This window comes from Kitasatospora sp. NPDC050543 (genome assembly GCF_044457565.1).
GTDB lineage: Bacteria > Actinomycetota > Actinomycetes > Streptomycetales > Streptomycetaceae > Kitasatospora.
Window position 1 is genome coordinate 1 of sequence record NZ_JBITGZ010000050.1, and the last position, 19,546, is coordinate 19,546.

The 19,546-nt window shown below is 73.4% G+C and carries 13 protein-coding genes and 1 tRNA gene; 1 reads left to right on the forward strand and 13 read right to left on the reverse strand.

Features of this window, described 5'->3' with window-relative positions:
* Positions 1-505: 505 nt before the first annotated feature.
* Positions 506-1,120, forward strand: a complete 615-nt coding sequence (locus ACIBH3_RS33470) for a hypothetical protein (protein WP_396315880.1) — start codon at positions 506-508, stop codon at positions 1,118-1,120.
* Between the two features lie 305 nt (positions 1,121-1,425).
* On the opposite strand, the gene ACIBH3_RS33475 is transcribed toward ACIBH3_RS33470, so the two are convergent.
* From ACIBH3_RS33475 to bldG, 13 genes are all read right to left on the reverse strand, one after another.
* Positions 1,426-1,499, reverse strand: a tRNA-Thr gene (locus ACIBH3_RS33475).
* Positions 1,500-1,601: 102 nt separating this feature from the next.
* Entirely contained in the window at positions 1,602-2,255 is a 654-nt protein-coding gene (gene leuE, locus ACIBH3_RS33480; RefSeq protein ID WP_396315881.1) for a leucine efflux protein LeuE, read from the reverse strand.
* A gap of 103 nt (positions 2,256-2,358) precedes the next feature.
* Positions 2,359-4,044 carry an alpha/beta hydrolase gene (locus tag ACIBH3_RS33485; protein WP_396315882.1) on the reverse strand — a complete coding sequence of 562 codons (1,686 nt, stop codon included), beginning with the start codon at positions 4,042-4,044 and terminating at the stop codon, positions 2,359-2,361.
* 253 nt (positions 4,045-4,297) lie between these two features.
* Positions 4,298-5,515 carry a hypothetical protein gene (locus ACIBH3_RS33490; protein ID WP_396315883.1) on the reverse strand — a complete coding sequence of 406 codons (1,218 nt, stop codon included), beginning with the start codon at positions 5,513-5,515 and terminating at the stop codon, positions 4,298-4,300.
* A gap of 364 nt (positions 5,516-5,879) precedes the next feature.
* Positions 5,880-7,091, reverse strand: a complete 1,212-nt coding sequence (locus tag ACIBH3_RS33495; RefSeq protein ID WP_396315884.1) for a DNA polymerase III subunit delta' — start codon at positions 7,089-7,091, stop codon at positions 5,880-5,882.
* Between the two features lie 284 nt (positions 7,092-7,375).
* Complete coding sequence (tmk, locus tag ACIBH3_RS33500; protein WP_396315885.1) at positions 7,376-10,810, reverse strand: dTMP kinase; 3,435 nt, start codon at positions 10,808-10,810, stop codon at positions 7,376-7,378.
* A 146-nt stretch (positions 10,811-10,956) separates the two neighbouring features.
* A complete protein-coding gene (topA, locus tag ACIBH3_RS33505) occupies positions 10,957-13,839 on the reverse strand; it encodes a type I DNA topoisomerase (RefSeq protein ID WP_396315886.1) in 2,883 nt (960 codons plus the stop codon).
* A gap of 572 nt (positions 13,840-14,411) precedes the next feature.
* The gene (locus tag ACIBH3_RS33510) at positions 14,412-14,876 is read right to left on the reverse strand and encodes a DUF3592 domain-containing protein (RefSeq protein WP_396315887.1); all 465 of its coding nucleotides are present in this window, start codon (positions 14,874-14,876) and stop codon (positions 14,412-14,414) included.
* Positions 14,877-15,191: 315 nt separating this feature from the next.
* Complete coding sequence (locus ACIBH3_RS33515) at positions 15,192-16,727, reverse strand: methyltransferase (protein ID WP_396315888.1); 1,536 nt, start codon at positions 16,725-16,727, stop codon at positions 15,192-15,194.
* A gap of 183 nt (positions 16,728-16,910) precedes the next feature.
* Complete coding sequence (locus ACIBH3_RS33520) at positions 16,911-17,627, reverse strand: small secreted protein (protein WP_396315889.1); 717 nt, start codon at positions 17,625-17,627, stop codon at positions 16,911-16,913.
* A gap of 178 nt (positions 17,628-17,805) precedes the next feature.
* Positions 17,806-18,174, reverse strand: a complete 369-nt coding sequence (locus tag ACIBH3_RS33525; RefSeq protein ID WP_396315890.1) for a cyclophilin-like fold protein — start codon at positions 18,172-18,174, stop codon at positions 17,806-17,808.
* A gap of 278 nt (positions 18,175-18,452) precedes the next feature.
* The gene (locus tag ACIBH3_RS33530; RefSeq protein ID WP_396315891.1) at positions 18,453-18,866 is read right to left on the reverse strand and encodes an ATP-binding protein; all 414 of its coding nucleotides are present in this window, start codon (positions 18,864-18,866) and stop codon (positions 18,453-18,455) included.
* 119 nt (positions 18,867-18,985) lie between these two features.
* Positions 18,986-19,327, reverse strand: coding sequence for an anti-sigma factor antagonist BldG (gene bldG, locus ACIBH3_RS33535; protein ID WP_396315892.1), 342 nt, complete (start codon positions 19,325-19,327; stop codon positions 18,986-18,988).
* Positions 19,328-19,546 lie beyond the last annotated feature (219 nt).

The window sequence follows — 19,546 nt, forward strand, 5'->3', positions numbered from 1 at the left end:
GTGATGCTGGATCCGGAGACGCTCAGCTCCTTGGCGAGCGAGGGCAGGATCGGGACGACCGCGGTCTGCACCACGCTGAACGCCAGCATCGCCAGGATGAGAGCCGGCAGGACCCGGGCGCTGCTCTGCTTCTCGGCCGCGACTGCGTGCCGTGGTGCGTGACTCACGATTGCTTCTCCATATCAATAGTTGATGAACTGAAGCAATCATGCGGGGAGATGCTTCATTGTGTCAAATATCAATCGCCTGAAGGTTTGGGCCGGCGAGGGCCGGGAGCCTTCGGGATCTCGGGATGCCGGGATCCCGGGGCCACTGCCACGAGCACCCGGGTGCAGGCTCATCGCGGCTGCACCCAGCCGCGAGAGCGGCACCGACCGCCCCGGCTGCCATGGCGCTTCAGCCCGATCCAGAGCATGCAGGTAACGCTTCCGCAAACAGCTGATGTACCCACAAGTACACCTGTAGACCTGCCTCCTGACTCCCTCCGCCCACAGAGGACACGCGCATGAGCAGCCCTGACCAGCAGCCTCCACTCAGCCCCTCCCGGGTGCCGCAGAGCACCGACACGCCGCCCGAATGGAAGCAGCCCCCCGCCCCGAAGCCCGGCATGCGCAAGTCCACGAAGGTCACGCTGGGCATCGTCGGTGGCCTGGTACTGATCGGCGGCTGCAACGCCATCGCCACTGGCGGGAAAGGTGCCGCCAGCACGTCCGCTTCGGCCGCCAAGCCGATGCCGATGCCGGTACCCACCGCCACCGTGACCGTGACCGTCACGCAGACCGTGACGGCGGCAGCAGCGCCCGCCGCTACCGCCACCGTGACCGTCACGGAGCCCGCCGCCGTCCAGACCCCGGTCAAGGAGCCCACCCGCGCTCCCGGCGACACCATTCCCGGTAGCGGGACGTACCTGGTCGGAGACGACATCCAGCCCGGCACCTACAAGACCGCCGGACCTGGAAGCCTCGGCCTGTGCTACTGGGAGCGGAGCAAGGACAGCAGCGGCGGCTTGGAGTCGATCATCGCCAACGACAACCTGACCGGACAGGGCGTCGTCACGATCAAGAGCTCGGACAAGGTCTTCAAGAGCTCGGGCTGCCAGGCCTGGGTGAAGGCCAAGTGAACCAGGACGCCCCGCGCCGATGAAGGGGCTCGACCGTTGCGAGCCCCTTCATCGTGTCCGGCAGTCACCTGGGGGCCCGGCGGCCCCGGCGGCTGCCTGCGCTCACGTACGCGCCTGACTGTCGACGGGCGTCCTGATCAGCGACTACGTCCCCCACAAGCCCAAGGCCGGCGGAGGCCGTGACGACTACCAGTGGACCCACGTCCTCGACCTGCTCCGCCCTACCCGCGGCATACTGACCGGCCCCGGCCGCCACGAAACAGAGAAGGCCCGGTCGGACAGTGTCCGACCGGGCCTTGCTACTGAGCCGCTTTCGGGATTCGAACCCGAGACCTACGCATTACGAGTGCGTTGCTCTGGCCAACTGAGCTAAAGCGGCGCCGCCGGGCTGCGCCTGCCCCGGAGGGCGTGCACTGTTTCGGCAACGCGGGCCAGTTTACACAAGTTCGCGGGTGATCCGCACCGGGGTTCTCCGGGCTGGTCAGGCGGAGGAGACGGCGAGCTTGGCGGCGAAGCCGGCGAAGAGGACGGCGACGCCGCTGGTGAGACCGGCGGAGAGGCGCTTGCGGCGGCGGAAGGCGGTGGCGAGCGTGGTGCCGGCGAAGATCAGCAGGGAGAGGTACAGCATGCTGAAGGCCTGAAGGATGCCGCCGAGGAGGGCGAAGGAGAGCGCCGGCTGCCCGTAGGACGGGTCGACGAACTGGGTGAAGAACGAGAGCAGGAAGAGAATCGCCTTGGGGTTGAGCAGGCTGATCACCAGGGCCCGCCGGAACGGCTTCTCCTCGTCGGCGACGGGTGCCGCCGGGTCGGCGTCGGTGGCCGGTGCCCGGTGCTCGCGCCAGAGCTGGCGGGCGGCGCGCAGCATGCCGATGCCGATCCAGAGCAGGTAGGCGGCGCCGCCGAACTTCACCACCGCGAAGACCGCCGGATTGGCCTTCAGCAGCGAGGCGGCTCCCAGCGAGGTGAGGCTGATCAGGGTGAAGTCACCGACGAAGACGCCGGCGGCGGCGCGGTAGCCGGTGCGTATGCCCTTGCGGGCGGCGACGGACAGGACGTACAGCGAGTTCGGGCCGGGCAGCAGGATGATGACCAGGGCGCCGAGGATGTACGTCGTCAGGTCGTTGACTCCGAGCAAGGTGCGCTCCTACGGCAGATCTACGGCGAACGCGGGGCGGCGCAGCCGGGGGTGAGCAGGCGCATCATCGTAACTTCGGGCCGACCGTCTGTTGAAGCGGAAATCACTTCGCGCAGCGTTTGCCCTGTTCGGGGGCCGATCCGGTGAGCAGGTAGCTGTCCACGGCGCCGTCGATGCAGGCATTGTGCCGGCCGTACGCGGTGTGGCCGTCGCCGTCGTAGCTGAGCAGCCGGCCCGACTCCAGCTGTCCGGCGAGCGACTGCGACCAGGCGTACGGCGTGGCCGGGTCGCGCGTGGTGCCGACGACCACGATCGGTGCGGCGCCGGCCGCGCGGACGGTGTGCGGCGCGCCGGTCGCCGGGACCGGCCAGTAGGCGCAGGACAGGGCCATCCAGGCCATGTCCCGGCCGAAGTGCGGCGAGGCCTGCTCGAACTCGGGGACGGCCCGGCGGACGTCGTCCGGGGTGCGGAAGGGCGCGGGCAGGTCCAGGCAGTTCACGGCCATGTTGGCGGACATCAGGTTGGGGTACGAGCCGTCCGGCGAGCGGCCGTAGTAGGAGTCGGAGAGCTTCAGCAGGGCGGTGCCGCTGCCGGCCGTGGCGTCGGCGAGGGCGCTGCGCAGCTCGGGCCAGAGGAACTCGGCGTACATCGCCTCGATGACGCCCGTGGTGGCCTGGGACTCGGTCAGCCGGCGTTCGGAGTCGGTGGGCAGCGGCTGGGCGTCGATCGACCGCAGCAGTGCGTCGAGCTTCTCACCGGCCTCCTTCTCGCTCCGGCCGACCGGGCAGTCCTCGTGCCTGACGCAGTCCTGCGCGAAGGCGGCCCAGGCCGTCTCGAAGCCGCCGGCCTGGGTGCGGTTGCCGGCCTGCGCGTCCAGGGACGGGTCCAGCGCGCCGTCGAGCACCACCCGGCCGACCCGGGAGGGGAACAGCCCGGCGTAGGTGGCGCCCAGGAAGGTGCCGTACGACTTGCCGACGTAGTGCAGCCGGTCGTCGCCGAGCAGGGCGCGCAGCACGTCCATGTCGCGGGCCGACTCCACCGTGCTGACGTGTCCGAGGACCGCCCCCGAACGCTGCTGGCAGGCGGTGGCGAACTCCTTGTCCGCGGCCGCCAGGGCGTCCGTCTCGGCCTGGTCGTCCGGGGTCATGTCGACCGCGGTGAAGGCGTCCATCCGGGGGCCGGCCAGGCAGTTGACCGGGCTGCTGCGGCCGACGCCGCGCGGGTCGACGCCGACCAGGTCGTAGGCGGCGCGCACGCCGGCGGAGTACGTCCCGGCGGCGGCCTCCACGTACTCGATCGCCGAGCCGCCGGGGCCGCCCGGGTTGAGCAGCAGCGAGCCCCGGCGCGGGGCCGTGCCGTCGGAGACCTTGCGGACCGCGGCGAGGGAGAGGTCGCCGGCGGCGGGGTGGTCGTAGTCGAGCGGCACCTTGAACGTGGCGCACTCGAAGCCGTCGTCGCAGGGCTGCCAGCCGAGCGACTGAGCGTAGTAGCCGGCCAGGGCGGCCGGTACTGCGGCCGGCAGCGGCTCCAGCGGGGCGGCTGCCCCGGCGCGCCCGGCGGCGGACGGCGGCCCCTCCGCAGCGGAGGCGGCGGGGCCGGCGGGGTCGGGCGCGGACGCCGGGGCGGAGCAGCCGGCGATCAGCAGGCCCGCCGCCAGCGCGGCCGCGATGCAGGAGGCTGCGGAGGAAGCGGCGGACGAGACGGCGGAAGCAGCGGCGGAGGTGGCGGCGGTGGCGACCCGGCGGTGGGGGGTGCTCGGTCGCGGTCCGGGGGGCTGGACGGCTCGCATGGTGTGGTTCGGCTCCCCTCGGGTGGCGCGACGGTCGGGTACGGCGCCGGGCCGGTCCTGCGCGGGTGCCCGGGTGCGTACTGCAGGCTTTGCTGGTGCTCCGCCCGGCAGGCGAGCGGGCGAGTGAGCGCCCGAGCGGGCGGGCGCGGGCTCGGGCTCGTGGCCGGCAGACGCTCCGGTGCCACGAGCGTAGTACGCCCGCCCGGGCCCCGCCGGGCACGACTCAGCCGGGCTGGTCTCAGGAGGGCTGGAGTCAGGAGGGCTGGGCCAGTGTCTCCGCCAAGTACTGCACCGCGACCCGTACCAGGCGCGTGCGGACCCGCTCCGGCGTGTAGTCCTCCACGATGTCGGAGATCCGCACATCCGCCTTGGCCGCCTGGCCGGCGCCGCCGCGCAGGGCGCCTTGCAACTTGCGCGCCGCGTCCAGACCAGGGCTGTCGGCCTTGGCCGCGGCGAGCAGCAGTTTCGGCGCGGCGCCGGCGGGCGCCTCGGCGCCGGCCGCGGTGAGCGCCGTGTTGTCATAGCGGCCGGAGACCGCGGCGGCAGCGCCGTAGAGGTCGGCCCGGGCCAGGCCCGCGGCCGCCGCACAGGGTGCCCCGGCCTCGACCCCGAGCACGCCCCAGTTGGCGGGGCCCGGCGGCAGGGTACGGAACGCGGCTGCCACGACGGTGCGCAGCGACGCGTCGTCGGAGACGGCCTGCGGGGCCGCCGTGACCAGCTCGCAGGGGTGTTCGGTCCCCGACGGGGCCTGCGGTACGACCACCACGAACGGGCGGGACCGGCCCAGCGTCACGGCTGAGGCGATGCTGTCGAAGACGTCGGGCACCTCGGTGTCGGCGGTCTTCCGCGCACCGGCGGCGTGCAGCACGATCACCGGGAACCGCGCCTTGGGGTCCTGCGCGTACTGCTCGGGCAGCCAGACCCGTACGGTGCGCGGGCGTCCGTCCGGGCCGGCGACGGCGGACTCCATCAGCTCGCCCCCGGCCGGGTGCCCGATGCTGTCGAAGTGGCTGACCACGGGCGCCGGGCCGTTGCCCGAAGCCGTGGCGGCGACGGGCGCGGAGGCGGACGCGGGAGCGCCGGCGGAGGCGCCTGAGGAGGCGGAGGCGGAAGGGACGGGAGCCGAGGCTGGCGCCCCCGGGGAGGGCGCGGGCGTGCCCGGCCCGTCCGGCGGGGCGGCGGCCGGCCGAGGCCCGGCCTCGGCGCGGGCCTCCTCCACGGACGGCTCCCCAGCGCCGCCAGCACCGCGCGTGCCGAGCGCGCCGACCGCCACCAGCACCGTCAGCACCGTGACGCACAGGCCGCACAGCATCGCGCCCACCGCCCTGAGCAGCATCGGACGCTGGTCACCGGCGAGCTCGTAGGTCTGCGCCGAGCGCAGGTCGCGCCAGCGCAGCAGCGCGCCGCGCGACAGCCAGACACCGCCCGCGGCGGCCGCCAGCAGGGGTACGACGAGGAGCGGACGGAGCATGGGACGCACCACCTCGGGAGGGCCGGTACCGGACGGCCGTGGCGGCCCGGTGGCCCGGGCGGTCTGCGCCACCGGAGGGGCCGCGGCGTACCACGGTGTACTCGGTCCACAGGGTGCAAGACGACCGGCCGCGGGCACGGCAGCGTTCCGAACGGCCTCGGACGTTCACCCGAAGGGGGGACGCTTCACTACGGCGGGCAGGTGAACCTGTTGCGACCGCGGGCGCGCACGCGCCGGAGCGCCAACGGAGGGACGGTTCTGCACTCCGGCCGCACGGACGGCTCCGCGCACCTACCGCAGGCACGGCTCCGCGCACCGGCGCCCGGGGGCCCGGGGCCCCGGGGGGGGTAGCGCCCGGAGTGGCTCAGCCCGCCCGGAGCGCGACCGTCATCGCCTCGACCGCGAGCAGCGGGTCGACGTTGCGGTCCAGCGCGCGGCGGCAGGCGAGCACCGCCTCGATCCGCCGCAGCGTCCCCTCCGGCGGCCCGGCCGAGGCGACCTTGGTCAGCGCCGGGCGCTGGTCCTCGTTGGACAGTGCGCCCGTGGAGCCCAGCTGAAGTGCCAGCACGTCGCGGTAGAAGCCCAGCAGGTCGAGCAGGGCGACGCCCAGTGTCTCGCGTCGGGTACGGGTCGCCCGGCTCTTCTGGCGCTTCTCCAGTTCCTTGACCGCCCCGGCCATACCGCGCGGCGTCTTGGCGCCCTCCGTCGCGCCGTACGCGGCCTTGAGGTCGCCGGTCTCCCTGGCGTCCTGCGTCTCGGCGAGTGCCTCGGCATCGGCCTTGGCGGTGTCCACCAGGCGCTGGGCGGCGGCCAGGCAGCCGCCGATGTCGCCGACCTCCAGCGGGATCCGCAGCACCTCGGCGCGCCTGGTCCTGGCCTGCTCGTCGACCGCCAGCCGGCGGGCACGCTCGACGTCCCCCTGGCCGGCCAGCGCGGCCAGCCGGGCCGTCGCGGGCTCCACCCCGTCGCGGCGCACCAGCATGTCCGCGACCGCCTCCGCGGCGGGCGTGCGGAGCACCAGCATCCGGCAGCGCGAGCGGATCGTCGGCAGCACGTCCTGCACGGAGGGCGCGCAGAGCAGCCAGACCGTCCGCGGGGAGGGCTCCTCGACGCCCTTGAGCAGGGCGTTCGCCGCCGCCTCGGTGAGCCGGTGGGCGGCGTCCACCAGGATCACCGACCAGCGGCCGCCGGTCGGGTAGCTGGAGGCGCGCATCACCAGGTCACGCATGTCCCCGACGCCGATCGACAGGCCGTCGGTGCGGACGTACTTCACGTCGGCGTGGCTGCCGGCCAGCACCGTGTGGCAGCCGTCGCAGAATCCGCAGCCGGGGGTGCCGCCGAGTTCGAGGTCGGGGCTGGTGCACTGGAGGGCGGCCGCGAAGGAGCGGGCGGCCGTGATCTGGCCGGCCCCCGGCGGGCCGGTGAACAGCCAGGCGTGCGTCATCAGCGAGGCGTTGGCCCCCGGGTCCGCCGCTCCGCCCCGCCCGGCGACCACCGTCGCCCTGGCCGCCCGGGCTGCGGCCGTCAGCTGCTCGACCACCCGCTCCTGGCCCACCAGGTCGTCCCAGACGGCCACCGCTGCTCCCAAGCTCTGTACCTGTACCGGGCCGCGCCGGTGCGCCACCGGACCCCCGGCCCCACCGCCCTACGGCTCTTACCGCGGTCGAGCATACGTGGCCGCTAGGACACCCCGGGCCGCCCGGAACGACCACCGCCCCGGGCGGTGGGCCCGGGGCAGCGGTGGCGCTCGGCGAGCACCGTCGGCGGACGGGGCCGGCGCCCGGCGGGCCGGCGCTCACGGCGGACGGCGCCCGCGGACGGGATGAGCGGGACGTACGGGAACGGGATGAACCGTCCGGCTCAGCGGCGCTTGCGACGGCCCTTGCCGGTGTCGTCCTCGCCGCCGTCGCCGTTCTCCTCCTCGGCGGGCCGCTGCCACTGGGCCCACTCGTCACGGGAGCCGAGCAGGGTGTCCGTGAGGCTGGGGAGATCGTCCATCGGCGTCTCCTCCGCCCAGGACGGGCGCGGGCGCGGCTCGGCCGGCGGCTGCTCCTCGACCACGGGCAGCTCCCGGGTACGGTCCGGGGCCGGGGCGTCGTCACGCCACAGCCCGGGCGGGAAGCGGTCCACGGCCGGGCCGCCTCCCGGCTCGACCCGGGGCAGCACCGAGGTCCGGTCCGGGTCCGAGGCGGGGACCCGCGGAAGCACGGCCGTCTCGTCGGCGGGCGCGGCGGGAGCGACGGGGGAACCAGCGGAACCGGGAGCCGCAGGAGCACCTGCGGCCGGGCGGGCGGCGTCCGCGCTCGGCACCACCGGCAGCTTCGCCGTCTCGTCGGCGGCGGCCGGGGTACCCGCACGGCCCGCTGTGCCCGCACCGCCCGCCGCGTCCGCACCGCCCGCCGCGTCCGCACCACCCGCCGCGTCCCGCGCCGCCTTGCCGCGCGCGGCAGCGGCCTCCGCCGCCCGTACCGCGGCCTGCCGGTCGCGCTCGGAGATCTCCTGGGTGACGTCCTCCGTACCGCCGACCTGCGGCAGCTCGGTGGTGACGGCCGCCTGCGCCTCGGCGGCCCGAGCGCGCGCGGCGGCCTCGGCCGCCGCAGCCGTCGCGGCGGCCGCAGCCACCTCAGCGGCCCGCGCCAGCCGTGCCTCCTCCGCCCGCTGGAGGGCCTCCTCGGCGCGGCGGCGCTGCTCCTCCCGCTGCAGGTCACGCTGGCGCTGGAGCTCGGCCTGCGCGGCCGCCTCCGCCTCCAGCCGCTTGCGCTCGGCAGCCTCCGCGGCCAGCCTCGCCTCCTCGGCGGCACGCAGCCGGGCCTGCTCCTCGGCGCGTTCGCGCGCCTCTTCCTCGGCCTTCAGCCGGGCCTCCTCGGCGGCCTTGCGCGCGGCCTCGGCGGCGGCCCGCTCGGCCTCCTCCTTGGCCAGCCGGTCCTTCTCCGCCTGTTCGGCCCGCAGCTGCTCCAGCAGCTCCAGCCGCTTGCGCTCGGCGGCCTCCGCCTCGGCCTTGCGCCGGGCCTCCTCGGCCGCGCGGCGCTCGGCCTCCTCCTTCGCGAGGCGCTCGCGCTCGGCCCGGGCGGCCTTCTCCTGCTCGGAGAGCGGCAGCTCACGGTCGAGCCGGTGGCGGATCGCGGTGGTGACCAGGCCCGGCTGCTGGCTGCCGTCCACGACCAGGTAGCGGCTCGGGTCGGCGGCCGCCAGGGCGAGGAAGCCGGAGCGTACGCGCTGGTGGAACTCGGTGGGCTCGGACTCCAGCCGGTCCAGGGCCTCGGTGAAGCGCTCGCGGGCGGCGCTCGGGTCGACGTCCAGCACGACGGTCAGGTCCGGCACCAGCCCGCCGGTCGCCCAGCGGGAGATCCGGGCGACCTCGGTGGCGGCCAGGTCGCGGCCCGCGCCCTGATAGGCGATGGAGGAGTCCATGTAGCGGTCGGTGATGACCACGGCGCCGCGCGCCAGCGCGGGCCTGATCACGTTCTCGACGTGCTCGGCGCGGTCGGCGGCGTAGATCAGCGCCTCGGCCCGGTGCGAGAGACCGGTGTTGCCGACGTCCAGGACGAGCCCGCGCAGCCGCTGCCCGACCGGGCTCCCACCCGGCTCGCGGGTCAGCACGACCTCGTGGCCCTTGCCCCTGATCCACTCCGCCAGTGCCTGCGCCTGGGTGGACTTGCCGGCGCCGTCGCCGCCCTCCAGGGCGAGGAAGAAGCCGCTGCCGGTGGTCCGGTGCGGGGCCGGCATCAGTGCGCCGCGGACGGCCTCGACCAGCTCGCGGCCGAACGGGGCGACACCCCGGCGGTCGTCCGTCTTCAGCAGCACCACGGCCGCGAGGGCGAGGGTGAGCAGCCCGGCGGTGGCGACCGCGAGGGCCGCGCCGCCGTGGATGAAGGTGAAGCTGCCGGGCCTGACCTCGCCGATCTCGACGTTGCCGTACGCCGCCGCGATCAGCGGAACGGCGATCAGCGCGGCGGCGACGACGGCCCGCAGCACCGCGTACAGGTGCTCGGTGACCTTCGGCAGCCGGATCTCCTCGACCTCCTGCGCGAGCAGGGTGCGGCCGGTCGAGATCACGATCCCGGCGGCCAGCCCGGCGAGCACGGTCAGCAGCAGGACCAGCACGAAGTCCAGCACGAGCCCGGCCAGGATCAGCGTCACGCCCTCGGTGAGCAGCGCCAGCGCCAGCAGCCGGCGGCGCGACAGCGAGGGCAGGGTCGCCCGGGTGAGCCGGATACCGAGCGCGGGCGCGCCGGTGGCGGCCAGCACGATCAGGCCGTAGCCGATCGGGCCGGCCAGGTGCTCGGCGGCGGTGAGCAGCGCCAGCGCGGCGACACCCGCCATCGACGCGTACCCGGCGGCCACGGCGAAGGTGAAGTAGGGCGCGGAGCCCGTGCGGCCCTTGCCGAGCGCGGGGCCCGGCGTCGCGTCGGTCGGGGCCCGCAGGCCCTGCAGGGGCGAGCGCGGGGCTGTGGCGACCGGGCCGGTCGGCAGCTCCTGGAGGTGGATCAGCACGGCGGAAACGGCGAACAGCACAGCTGCCCCGAGTGCGGCGAACGTGGTCTGATGGGCCCGCAGCCAGTCCGAGCCGAGCGCCGCGAAGACGTTGTTGACCAGCGTCAGCGCGATCAGCGCGGTGGCCGCGAGCGGCAGGGTGGCCCAGCCGGTGCGCTGGTCCAGGGTGCGGACGGTGTCCAGGTTCGCGGCGGACGGGCGCTGCTCGGACTGCGGGGCGTGGGGGTTCGCGGCGGGCAGCAGGGCGGGCACGACGGCGTCCTTGGCGATCGCCCAGACCCGCTCCGCGGCACCGGTGACGAAGACGGTGCCGAGCAGCAGGTACGTCGCGGCGCCGGACGGCCGGCCGTCCGTGGCCGGGAGCCAGACCAGCCACCAGGGCGCGATGCCGATCAGTACGGCGCGCAGGGCGTCGGCCCCCAGCAGCGTCCAGCGGCGGTCGAGCCTGCCGGTCACCAGCCGGTGCAGCGGGTCGAGCAGCACCGCGCCGAAGAGCACGGTCGCGGCGAGCCGGGCCCCGAACACGGCGGCCAGGGCGAACGCCAGGCTGCGCGGCAGATCACCGAACTGCTGCCCGACGGCGGCGGCGACCACGGTGAGCATCAGCAGCACCAGCAGACCCAGCCGGTCGGCGGTGCCGCCGATCAGCTGGGTCGTCCACAGGCGCCGATACGGGCGCAGGCGCAGCAGCGCGCGGGCCCGCTCACCCGGGGTGCCGGCGGGGGCCACCTCGGGGAGGTCGGGCGGGCCGGCTGTCGCGGCCGCGGGGGCGCTGGGGGTGGGCTGCTCCTCGCTCGTCATACCGTCAGCGTAGCGGTCGGCGGTCGGCGGGTAAGGGCGAGCGGACCCTTCGGACGCCGGTCATTGCAGGGTTGTGACGCTCCGCGCAAACACCGGGGCCCGCGCCCTCCTGGCGGAGGGGCGGGCCCGTTGCGACTGTCGGTCGGTCAGCTCTCGTCGGAGGCGGACGCCTTGCTCGCGGTGGTCTTCTTGACCGCGGTCTTCGCCGCGGTCTTCTTTGCCGCGGTCTTGGTCGCGGTGGCCTTGGTGGTCGTGGTCTTCTTCGCCACGGCCTTCTTCGCCGTGGTGGCCTTCTTGGCGGCGGTCTTGGTGGCCGCCGCCTTCTTGGCCGGAGCCTTCTTGGCGGTCTTCTTCACCGGACCGCGCGCCCGCTTCTCCGCCAGCAGCTCGTAGCCGCGCTCCGGCGTGATCGTCTCGACCTCGTCATCCTTACGCAGCGTCGCATTGGTCTCGCCGTCGGTGACGTACGGGCCGAAGCGGCCGTCCTTGACCACCACCGGGCGCTCGCTGACCGGGTCGGTGCCCAGCTCCTTGAGCGGCGGAGCGGCGGCCGCGCGCCCGCGCTGCTTGGGCTGTGCGTAGATGGCCAGGGCCTCCTCCAGGGTGACCGTGAACATCTGCTCCTCGCTGGTGAGCGAGCGCGAGTCGGTGCCGCGCTTGAGGTACGGGCCGTAGCGGCCGTTCTGCGCCGTGATCTCCACACCCTCGGCGTCGGTGCCGACCACGCGCGGGAGGGAGAGCAGCCTGAGCGCGTCCTCCAGCGTCACGGTGTCCAGCGACATCGTCTTGAGGAGGGAGGCGGTGCGCGGCTTCACGGCGTTCTTGCCGGTCTTCGGCGTGCCCTCGGGCAGGATCTCGGTGACGTACGGGCCGTACCGGCCGTCCTTGGCGACCAGCTGGTTGCCACTGACCGGGTCGGTGCCGAGCTCGAAGTCGCCGCTGGGCTTGGCCAGCAGCTCCTCGGCCAGCTCGACGGTCAGCTCGTCCGGCGGCAGCTCGTCGGGGATGTCGGCGCGCTGGCCGGGCTCGCCCTCGACGGGCGAGGCCTTCTCCACGTACGGGCCGTACCGGCCGACGCGCAGCGTGATGTCGTCGCTGATCCGGAAGGAGCTGATCTCGCGGGCGTCGATCGCCCCGAGGTCGGTGACGAGCTCCTTCAGGCCGCCGAGGTGGTCGCCGTCGCCGTTGCCGGCCTCGGCCGCGCCGCCGACGGCGTGCCCCTCGCCCTCACCGAAGTAGAAGCGCTTGAGCCACGGCACGGACTGCGCCTCACCGGCCGCGATCCGGTCGAGGTCGTCCTCCATCTTGGCCGTGAAGTCGTAGTCGACCAGCCGGCCGAAGTGCTTCTCCAGCAGGTTGACGACGGCGAAGGAGAGGAAGGAGGGGACGAGCGCCGTCCCCTTCTTGAAGACGTACCGGCGGTTGATGATCGTGTCGATGATCGACGCGTAGGTGGAGGGACGGCCGATCTCGCGGTCCTCCAGCTCCTTGACCAGCGAGGCCTCGGTGTAGCGGGCCGGCGGCTTGGTGGAGTGGCCCTCGGGGTTCAGCTGCTCGGCCGAGAGCGGGTCGCCCTCGGTGACGTGCGGCAGACGGCGCTCGCGGTCGTCGAGCTCGGCGTTCGGGTCGTCCGCGCCCTCGACGTAGGCCTTGAGGAAGCCGTGGAAGGTGATGATCTTGCCGGAGGCGGAGAACTCGACGTCCCGGCCGTCCGAGGCGGCGCCGGCCACCTTGACGGTCACGGACTGCCCGACGGCGTCCTTCATCTGCGACGCGACCGTGCGCATCCAGATCAGCTCGTAGAGCCGGAACTCGTCGCCGCTCAGGCCGGTCTCGGCCGGGGTGCGGAAGCGGTCGCCGGAGGGGCGGACCGCCTCGTGCGCCTCCTGCGCGTTCTTGACCTTGCTGGCGTAGGTGCGCGGGGCGTCGGGCAGGTAGTCGGCGCCGTACAGCTGGGTCACCTGCGCCCGGGCGGCGCTGATCGCCGTCTCCGACAGCGTGGTGGAGTCGGTACGCATATAGGTGATGAAGCCGTTCTCGTACAGCTTCTGGGCCACCTGCATGGTCCGCTTCGCGCCGAAGCCCAGCTTGCGGCTGGCCTCCTGCTGGAGCGTGGTGGTGCGGAACGGCGCGTACGGGGAGCGGCGGTACGGCTTGGACTCGACGCTGCGGACGCTGAACGCCGTCTGCTCCAAGGCGGCGGCCAGCGCGCGGGCGGCCTGCTCGTCCAGGTGCAGGGTGTTGGCGCTGGCGCTCTTGAGCCGGCCGTCGGAGCCGAAGTCACGGCCGCTGGCGATCCGCTTGCCGTCGATCGCGGCCAGGCGGGCACCGAAGTTCTCCGGGTTCGCGGCGTCGGCCGGGGTGCGGCCGGTGGAGAAGGTACCGGTGAGGTCCCAGTACGAGGCCGTGCGGAACGCCATCCGCTCGCGCTCGCGCTCCACGACCAGGCGGGTCGCGACGGACTGTACCCGGCCCGCCGACAGCTTCGGCATGACCTTCTTCCAGAGCACCGGCGAGACCTCGAAGCCGTAGAGGCGGTCGAGGATGCGGCGGGTCTCCTGGGCGTCGACCAGGCGCTGGTTCAGCTCGCGCGGGTTGGCGACGGCCTCCTGGATCGCGGCCTTGGTGATCTCGTGGAAGACCATCCGGTGCACGGGCACCTTGGGCTTGAGCACCTGCTGGAGGTGCCACGCGATGGCCTCGCCCTCGCGGTCCTCATCGGTGGCGAGGAAGAGCTCGTCGGACTCGGCGAGGAGCGACTTGAGCTTGCTGACCTGGGACTTCTTGTCCGCGTTCACCACATAGATGGGCGCGAAGTCGTGGTCGACGTCGACGCCGAGGCGGCGCACCTCGCCGGTGTACTTGTCCGGGACCTCGGCGGCCGTGCTGGGCAGGTCGCGGATGTGCCCGACGCTCGCCTCGACGATGTAGCCGGGGCCGAGGTAGCCCTTGATCGTCTTCGCCTTGGCCGGCGACTCGACAATGACGAGTCGCTGGCCGTTGCGCGCGGTCTCGCTGCTCGGGGACACCTTCGCTCTTCTCTCCCGGTCGTTACGTGAGCTGGTCGGCGCGGCAGCACGGGCGCCGCTCCGCCCGACCCCACCACCGTCCGGGGCAGCCGCTGTATCGACGACCCCACCAGCGGAGTGTGACCGTACCCCGGCCACCCTTGTCAAACGGACGGATCCTGCTTTTTCACCGGCAAGGCCGATCTACGCCACTCGAACGGTAACCCGATGAAGGAGGATCGTGCCGCGCAGAGGGGAGCTTCGGCGGGTTTCGGGGGGATTGGACGATGGGGGGATGACAGATTTCAGAATCTGTCATCGGGATGTTGGCGGCGGTCAGCTGTCCGACGATGTCTGTCGGTGGTCAGCTGTTGTCGGTCGGTCGTCGATGATCAGCTGTCGATGGTCAGTGGCCGGCTGTCGACGGTCGAATGTCAGCGGCAAGCCGTCAGCGGTCAGCTGCGCGACTCGTGCACCGGACCTGGCGTCCGCCGGTGGGCATGCGTCAGCCACGACCGCCCGGCTGTCCTGCTGTCCGAATTTGAGTGCCACCGGCGACCGCGCGACCACCCTCGGCGGTCGCCCGGCACTGCTCAGCGGGCCAGCACGCTCGTCAGCAGACCGAGTCCGGCCGCGAGACTGCCCGCACCGAAGGCTGTCCAGAACAGGTTGCTGGACATGGTCGGCACCGGCTCGCTCGCAGCCAGCACCACCCGGGTCGGACGGCGCGGGTCGTACGCCACCTGCACCACGGCGCCGGGCGTCAGCCTGGCCGGGCGACGAAGCGGGGTGTGGCCGCGCGGGCGGGCGAGCACGGGCTCACCTCGCCCGAACGGCCCGTCCGAATCCTCGTCGGCCGCTCGCAGCGCGGAGAACGCAAGCAGCGGAGCACTGTCGAGGCCGCTGTGGACATCGTCCGCGACGACCCGCGCGGCGGCCGGCAGCCCCTCGCGGCGAAGGCGATGACGCAGCCGCAGCTCGGCCGCACACCAGAGGAGCAGCGCCGCGCCGAACAGCGCCAGCACAGCCCCGGCCGCAGTGGCCGTCGGCGTCTCCACCCTGTTCCCCCACTCGGTGCGCTGGTCCGGTGCCCGCTGTCCGCTGCCGCGTGACGGCGATTCTCTGTCCACAGGCTGTGGACAGAGAATCGCAGCCGGCGGCCAACTACGGACGGCCGTTCGACGTACGGGAGTCGAACCGGCGGATACGGAGAGGTGAACCCGACCCGGCCGGCGGGCGGGCGGGCGGGCAGCTCCGGGCAGAGGAGAGCGGAGGAGGGTCGAGCAGGCAGGCCAGGGGAACGCAGCGCAGCTCGCGGCAGCCGGCGACGGGCCGGGCCGGGGCGCAGTCCCGACCCGACGCGCCTACACCCGCTACAGCCCGACCGGCTCGATGAAGCCCTGCTCGGTCAGCAACCGCAGCGACTCCGGCACCCGCTCCCGCAGCACCGCCCGGTCCTCGCCGAGAAGCTGCGCGATGGCGTCCACGATCTCCCCCGCCGACAGCGTCCCGTCGCAGACGCCCGCGAATCCGGCACCGACCGTGTCCACCTTGGTGGCCCGTCGCATGCCCCGGTTGTGACGAAGGATCACGTGCTCCGGGTCCTCCGCCCCGGGCGAGCCGACCTGCTCCTGGACGACCTCGTCCGCGAGCACGTAGCGGGCCGCGAGCAGCCCGGCGTCGTCGTGCGTACGAAGGAAGTCCTGCCGGGCGAACCAGTCCTCGATATGCGGCCCGAGCGGCTGCTCGACCGGGTGCGGCCACTCCTCGACCCGTACGGTCGGCCGCTCCGCCCCGCTCGCGCGCAGCGTGATCCAGCCGAATCCGATGCCCTCGACCTTCGCCGCCTCGAAGGCGTCCAGCCACTCCCCGTACCGGGCCTGGTAGTCGCCGCCCGGGCCACGGTGGTCACCACCATCGCGCAGCCACAACTCGGCGTACTGCGCCACGTCCTGGACCTCCCGCTGGACGACCCAGGCGTCCAGGCCGGTGCCGGCGACCCAGCCGGCCAGGCGGTCGTGCCAGTCCTCACCCTGCACGTGCTGCCAGTTGGCGAGCAGCTGGCAGTAGCCGCCCGGCTCCAGGTGCGCGGCGGCGCCCCGGACGACGCTGCGGCAGAGGTCGTCGCCCGCCATCCCCCCGTCCCGGTAGGTGAACCGGCTGCCCGGCGAGATCACGAACGGCGGGTTGGAGACGATCAGGTCGAACCTCCGCTCCCGGACCGGCTCGAACAGGCTGCCCTCGGCGGTGTGGGTATTGTCGAACCCGGACAGCGCCAGGGTCAGTTCGGCGAACCGGAGCGCGCGTGGGTTGAGGTCGGTGGCCACGACCCGCTGGGCGTGGCGCGCCGCATGCAGCGCCTGCACACCGGAGCCCGCGCCCAGGTCGAGCGCGGTCCTCACGGGCCTGCGCACCGCGATGTTCGCGAGGGTCGTGGACGCGCCGCCCACCCCCAGCACCAGCTCCCTGCGCGCCACGCCGTGCGCGGTCTCCCCCGAGCCGATCCCGCCCGCACCACCGACCGCACAGCCCAGGTCGGAGACCACCCAGGCATCGGAACTCGGCAGGCCGGCCACCTCATTGGCGTACGGACGGATGTCCACGGCGGCTCGCACCTGGTCCCCGTCCGGCCGCAGCCAGCCGTCGGTGAGACAGTCCTCGACCGGCAGCGCGGCGGCGGCCGCCGCGTAAGGGACGGGCTGCTGGAGCAGGAACAGCCGTACCAGCGTCTCCAGGGCGGTGCCGCCACGCGTGGCTCGCAGTGCGGGCACCGCCTCGCTACGGGCCAGCGCCGCGTAGCCGGTGGGCCCGAGCAGGTCGAGGCAGCCGTCCGCGGTGTACGAGGCGGCGAGCAGCGCCTCGCGCAGTTTGGCGAGGCGGGTCGGGTCAAGAACGGGGCTACTGGTCACCCCGCCATTGTCGCGCGCCCCCAGCCTTCGGACCGCCCCAGGCCGGGCGGCCGGGCCGTCGCCCGAGGGCTGCCGGGTCGATACGCCGGCCCGGACCGGCGTGACGGGCGTGACGGCGTGACGGGCGGAACGGGCAGGACCACCCTCGCCCCGGCTCGTCAGCCGGTGACGGCCGCTTACTAGCTAGGACGGGGACGCCGCCGGAGTCGACGCCGCAGCTGAAGTGGAGGCCGAGGCGGACGCCGCGGCGTCGGCGCCACCCGTCGGGGCGCCGGTGCCACCGTCCGTCGCGGCGGGCGCGGACGTTGCCGCACCCGAAGCCCCCGTGGCGCCGGACGCGCCCGGGGAGGGCGCGGCGGCAACGCCTGGCTTGCAGCCTTCCTGCTTGGCCATCGCGGCACCGAGGTCCCCGCCTTGGAGCTTGCTCTGAGCCTGCGTGGACAACCTGGCGAGCTGCTGCACCTGGTCGCCGACGCTGCGCAGCCCGTCCGCGAACTTCGCCTGGTCGGCGTTGGGCAGTGCGTCCAGCTTCTTCTGCACCTCGAGGTAGCCCTTGGCCGCCTCGTTGAGCTCGTTGACCGCGTCCTTCTGCAGGTTCGCCCCGTTGTCGACCTTCGGCGCGCCCGCCTTGTCGATGGCCTCGGCGATCTGCTGGTTGGTCTGTGCGAGGCGGCCCACGTCACCGGAGAGTCGCTTCTGCAGATCGGCCGGCGCCTCGCCGTCCTTGACCTCACCGGTGTCGGCCAGTGCGGCCTTCGACTGCGCGATCGGGTCCTTGGCCGAGCCGCAGACATTCGTCGCCCATGCGGTCAGCTGCTCGCCGTTGTCACCGCCGCACCCGACGGCGCCGAGCGCGAGCAGCGCCCCCAGCGCGGGTACGGCCAGCAGTCGCTTGTTCACCGGGAGAGCCCTTTCGCCTTCGGTCATCGAACTGCGAACCTACACGCCCCGCGTGGGCGGGCGTCCCGGCCCCCGCGTGCAGGCCCCGTCCGTAGCGTCCGCAGTCCGGACCTTCGGCTCGGGTGCTCCCGCCCCGGGCTCAGGTGCCCGAGGTCGGCTCGGTCACGTCCGGTCCGGCTCAGGCGCGCTCGACCCGGATGGAGTCGCCCGGCCGGACGGTACGCAACACCTGCGCGTCGCCGTCCAGCGCGCCGAGGATGTTGCACGGGCTGGCCAGGCGGCACTCGTCCGCGTGCGAGATCGGCGTCGGGCCGTACGGCAGCGCCAGGCTGTCCCCGTCCGTCCAGAACGCCACCGTGCCGGGCTCGACGACCTGCTGGGCGTCGTCCTCCCTCCGCACGGAGACCGGGGTGCCGAAGTACACCTCCTGGCCCCAGGTGCTCGCGGAGGAGCCGATCGGCAGGGCGACCCAGAGCGCCTCGGCGGTGGGCGTCGACTTCAGGGTGGCCGTCGCCTGCCCGGCGGGCCAAAGGATGCGTATCCGCATAGGGGTGTTCCCTCTTCTCCGACAGATCCGATCCGATCGCGCCCGAGAGCAGGGAACCGCCATATTCAACAATCTGTCAACCCACGGGGGGTCGTCGGAGGCGTCCCACCCGCCCACGCGGGCGCGCCACGCCAGGCCGCGAAGACGCCGCGCGCCGTGTGTCCAGCCGCGATAGGGACGAGTGGGTCGGGCGCACTCGCGCACGCGGAAGAGACCCACGCCCGGCATTCTGGCACTACTCGGGCAGGCGCCTGGCGCCGAGGGAGCAGGGGCAGGCCTCAGCGGGCCAATGCGTCGACGGACACCGGCCAGCTCATCCGGATCAGGCCACCACCCGCGCCGCTGCCGACCTCAAGGTCCTCGACCAGGCCGGTGATCACAGCAAGCCCGAGCGCGTCGTCATCCGGGTCGTCGCCGGCACCGGGTGTCGGGACGGCGGCCGGGCCGGCCTCGTCCTCCACCTCGATGAGGAAACGCTTCTCCTGGTCCGTGAGGGCCACCCGCACCGCGCCCTGGACCCCTCCGCGCTGGTGCAGACCCACCGCACGGGAACAGGCCTCGCCGACCGCCAGCCGCACCTCGTCGAGCACCGACTCGTCGACCCCGGCACGTCTGGCCACCGCTGCGGCCACCAGACGGGCGGTGCGCACGTGCTCGGGAAGTGCGCTGAATCGAAGTTCGACGGTTGCCATGTCTCCCCCTCGGGGTTCTCCGACCCGGGGCTGGGCTTGTCCGCCCCGAGGGCCGGTCGATACCGGCCCATACCGGGGCCGACGATGCCGCAGAGGCACCGCCGACCCCGAATGGGGAATCAGTCGGTCGAGGAGACCGCGTCCTCCACCGAAGTGTGGATCGGGAACACCTTGGTGAGACCGGTGATCCGGAAGATCTTCAGAATGCGCTCCTGGTTGCAGACCAGGCGCAGCGAACCCTCATGGGCACGCACACGCTTGAGACCGCCAACAAGCACGCCCAGACCGGTCGAGTCGAGGAAGTCCACGCCCTCCATGTCGACGACCAGGTGGTAGTTGCCGTCGTTGACGAGCTCGACCAGCTGCTCGCGCAGCTTCGGGGCGGTGTACACATCGATCTCGCCGCCAACCTCGACGACCGTGCGATCGCCGACTGTACGGGTCGACAGGGACAGGTCCACGGAACCTCCAGCACCTTGCCTTGCTACGTCATTGCGATCCTCGGCCGGACGGCCGCCACCGCGTGGTCGCGAGCCTCGGGCGCGCCCAGCCAGCGCGTGGCGAGCCTCAACACTGCGACCCCCGGCCATCTGGCCGTCACGGCCTCATTCAACCACTTGTGACCATGACCGCACGATGGCTTAGGGCGATTCTCCGTCACGCCGGTGACACACTGGGTC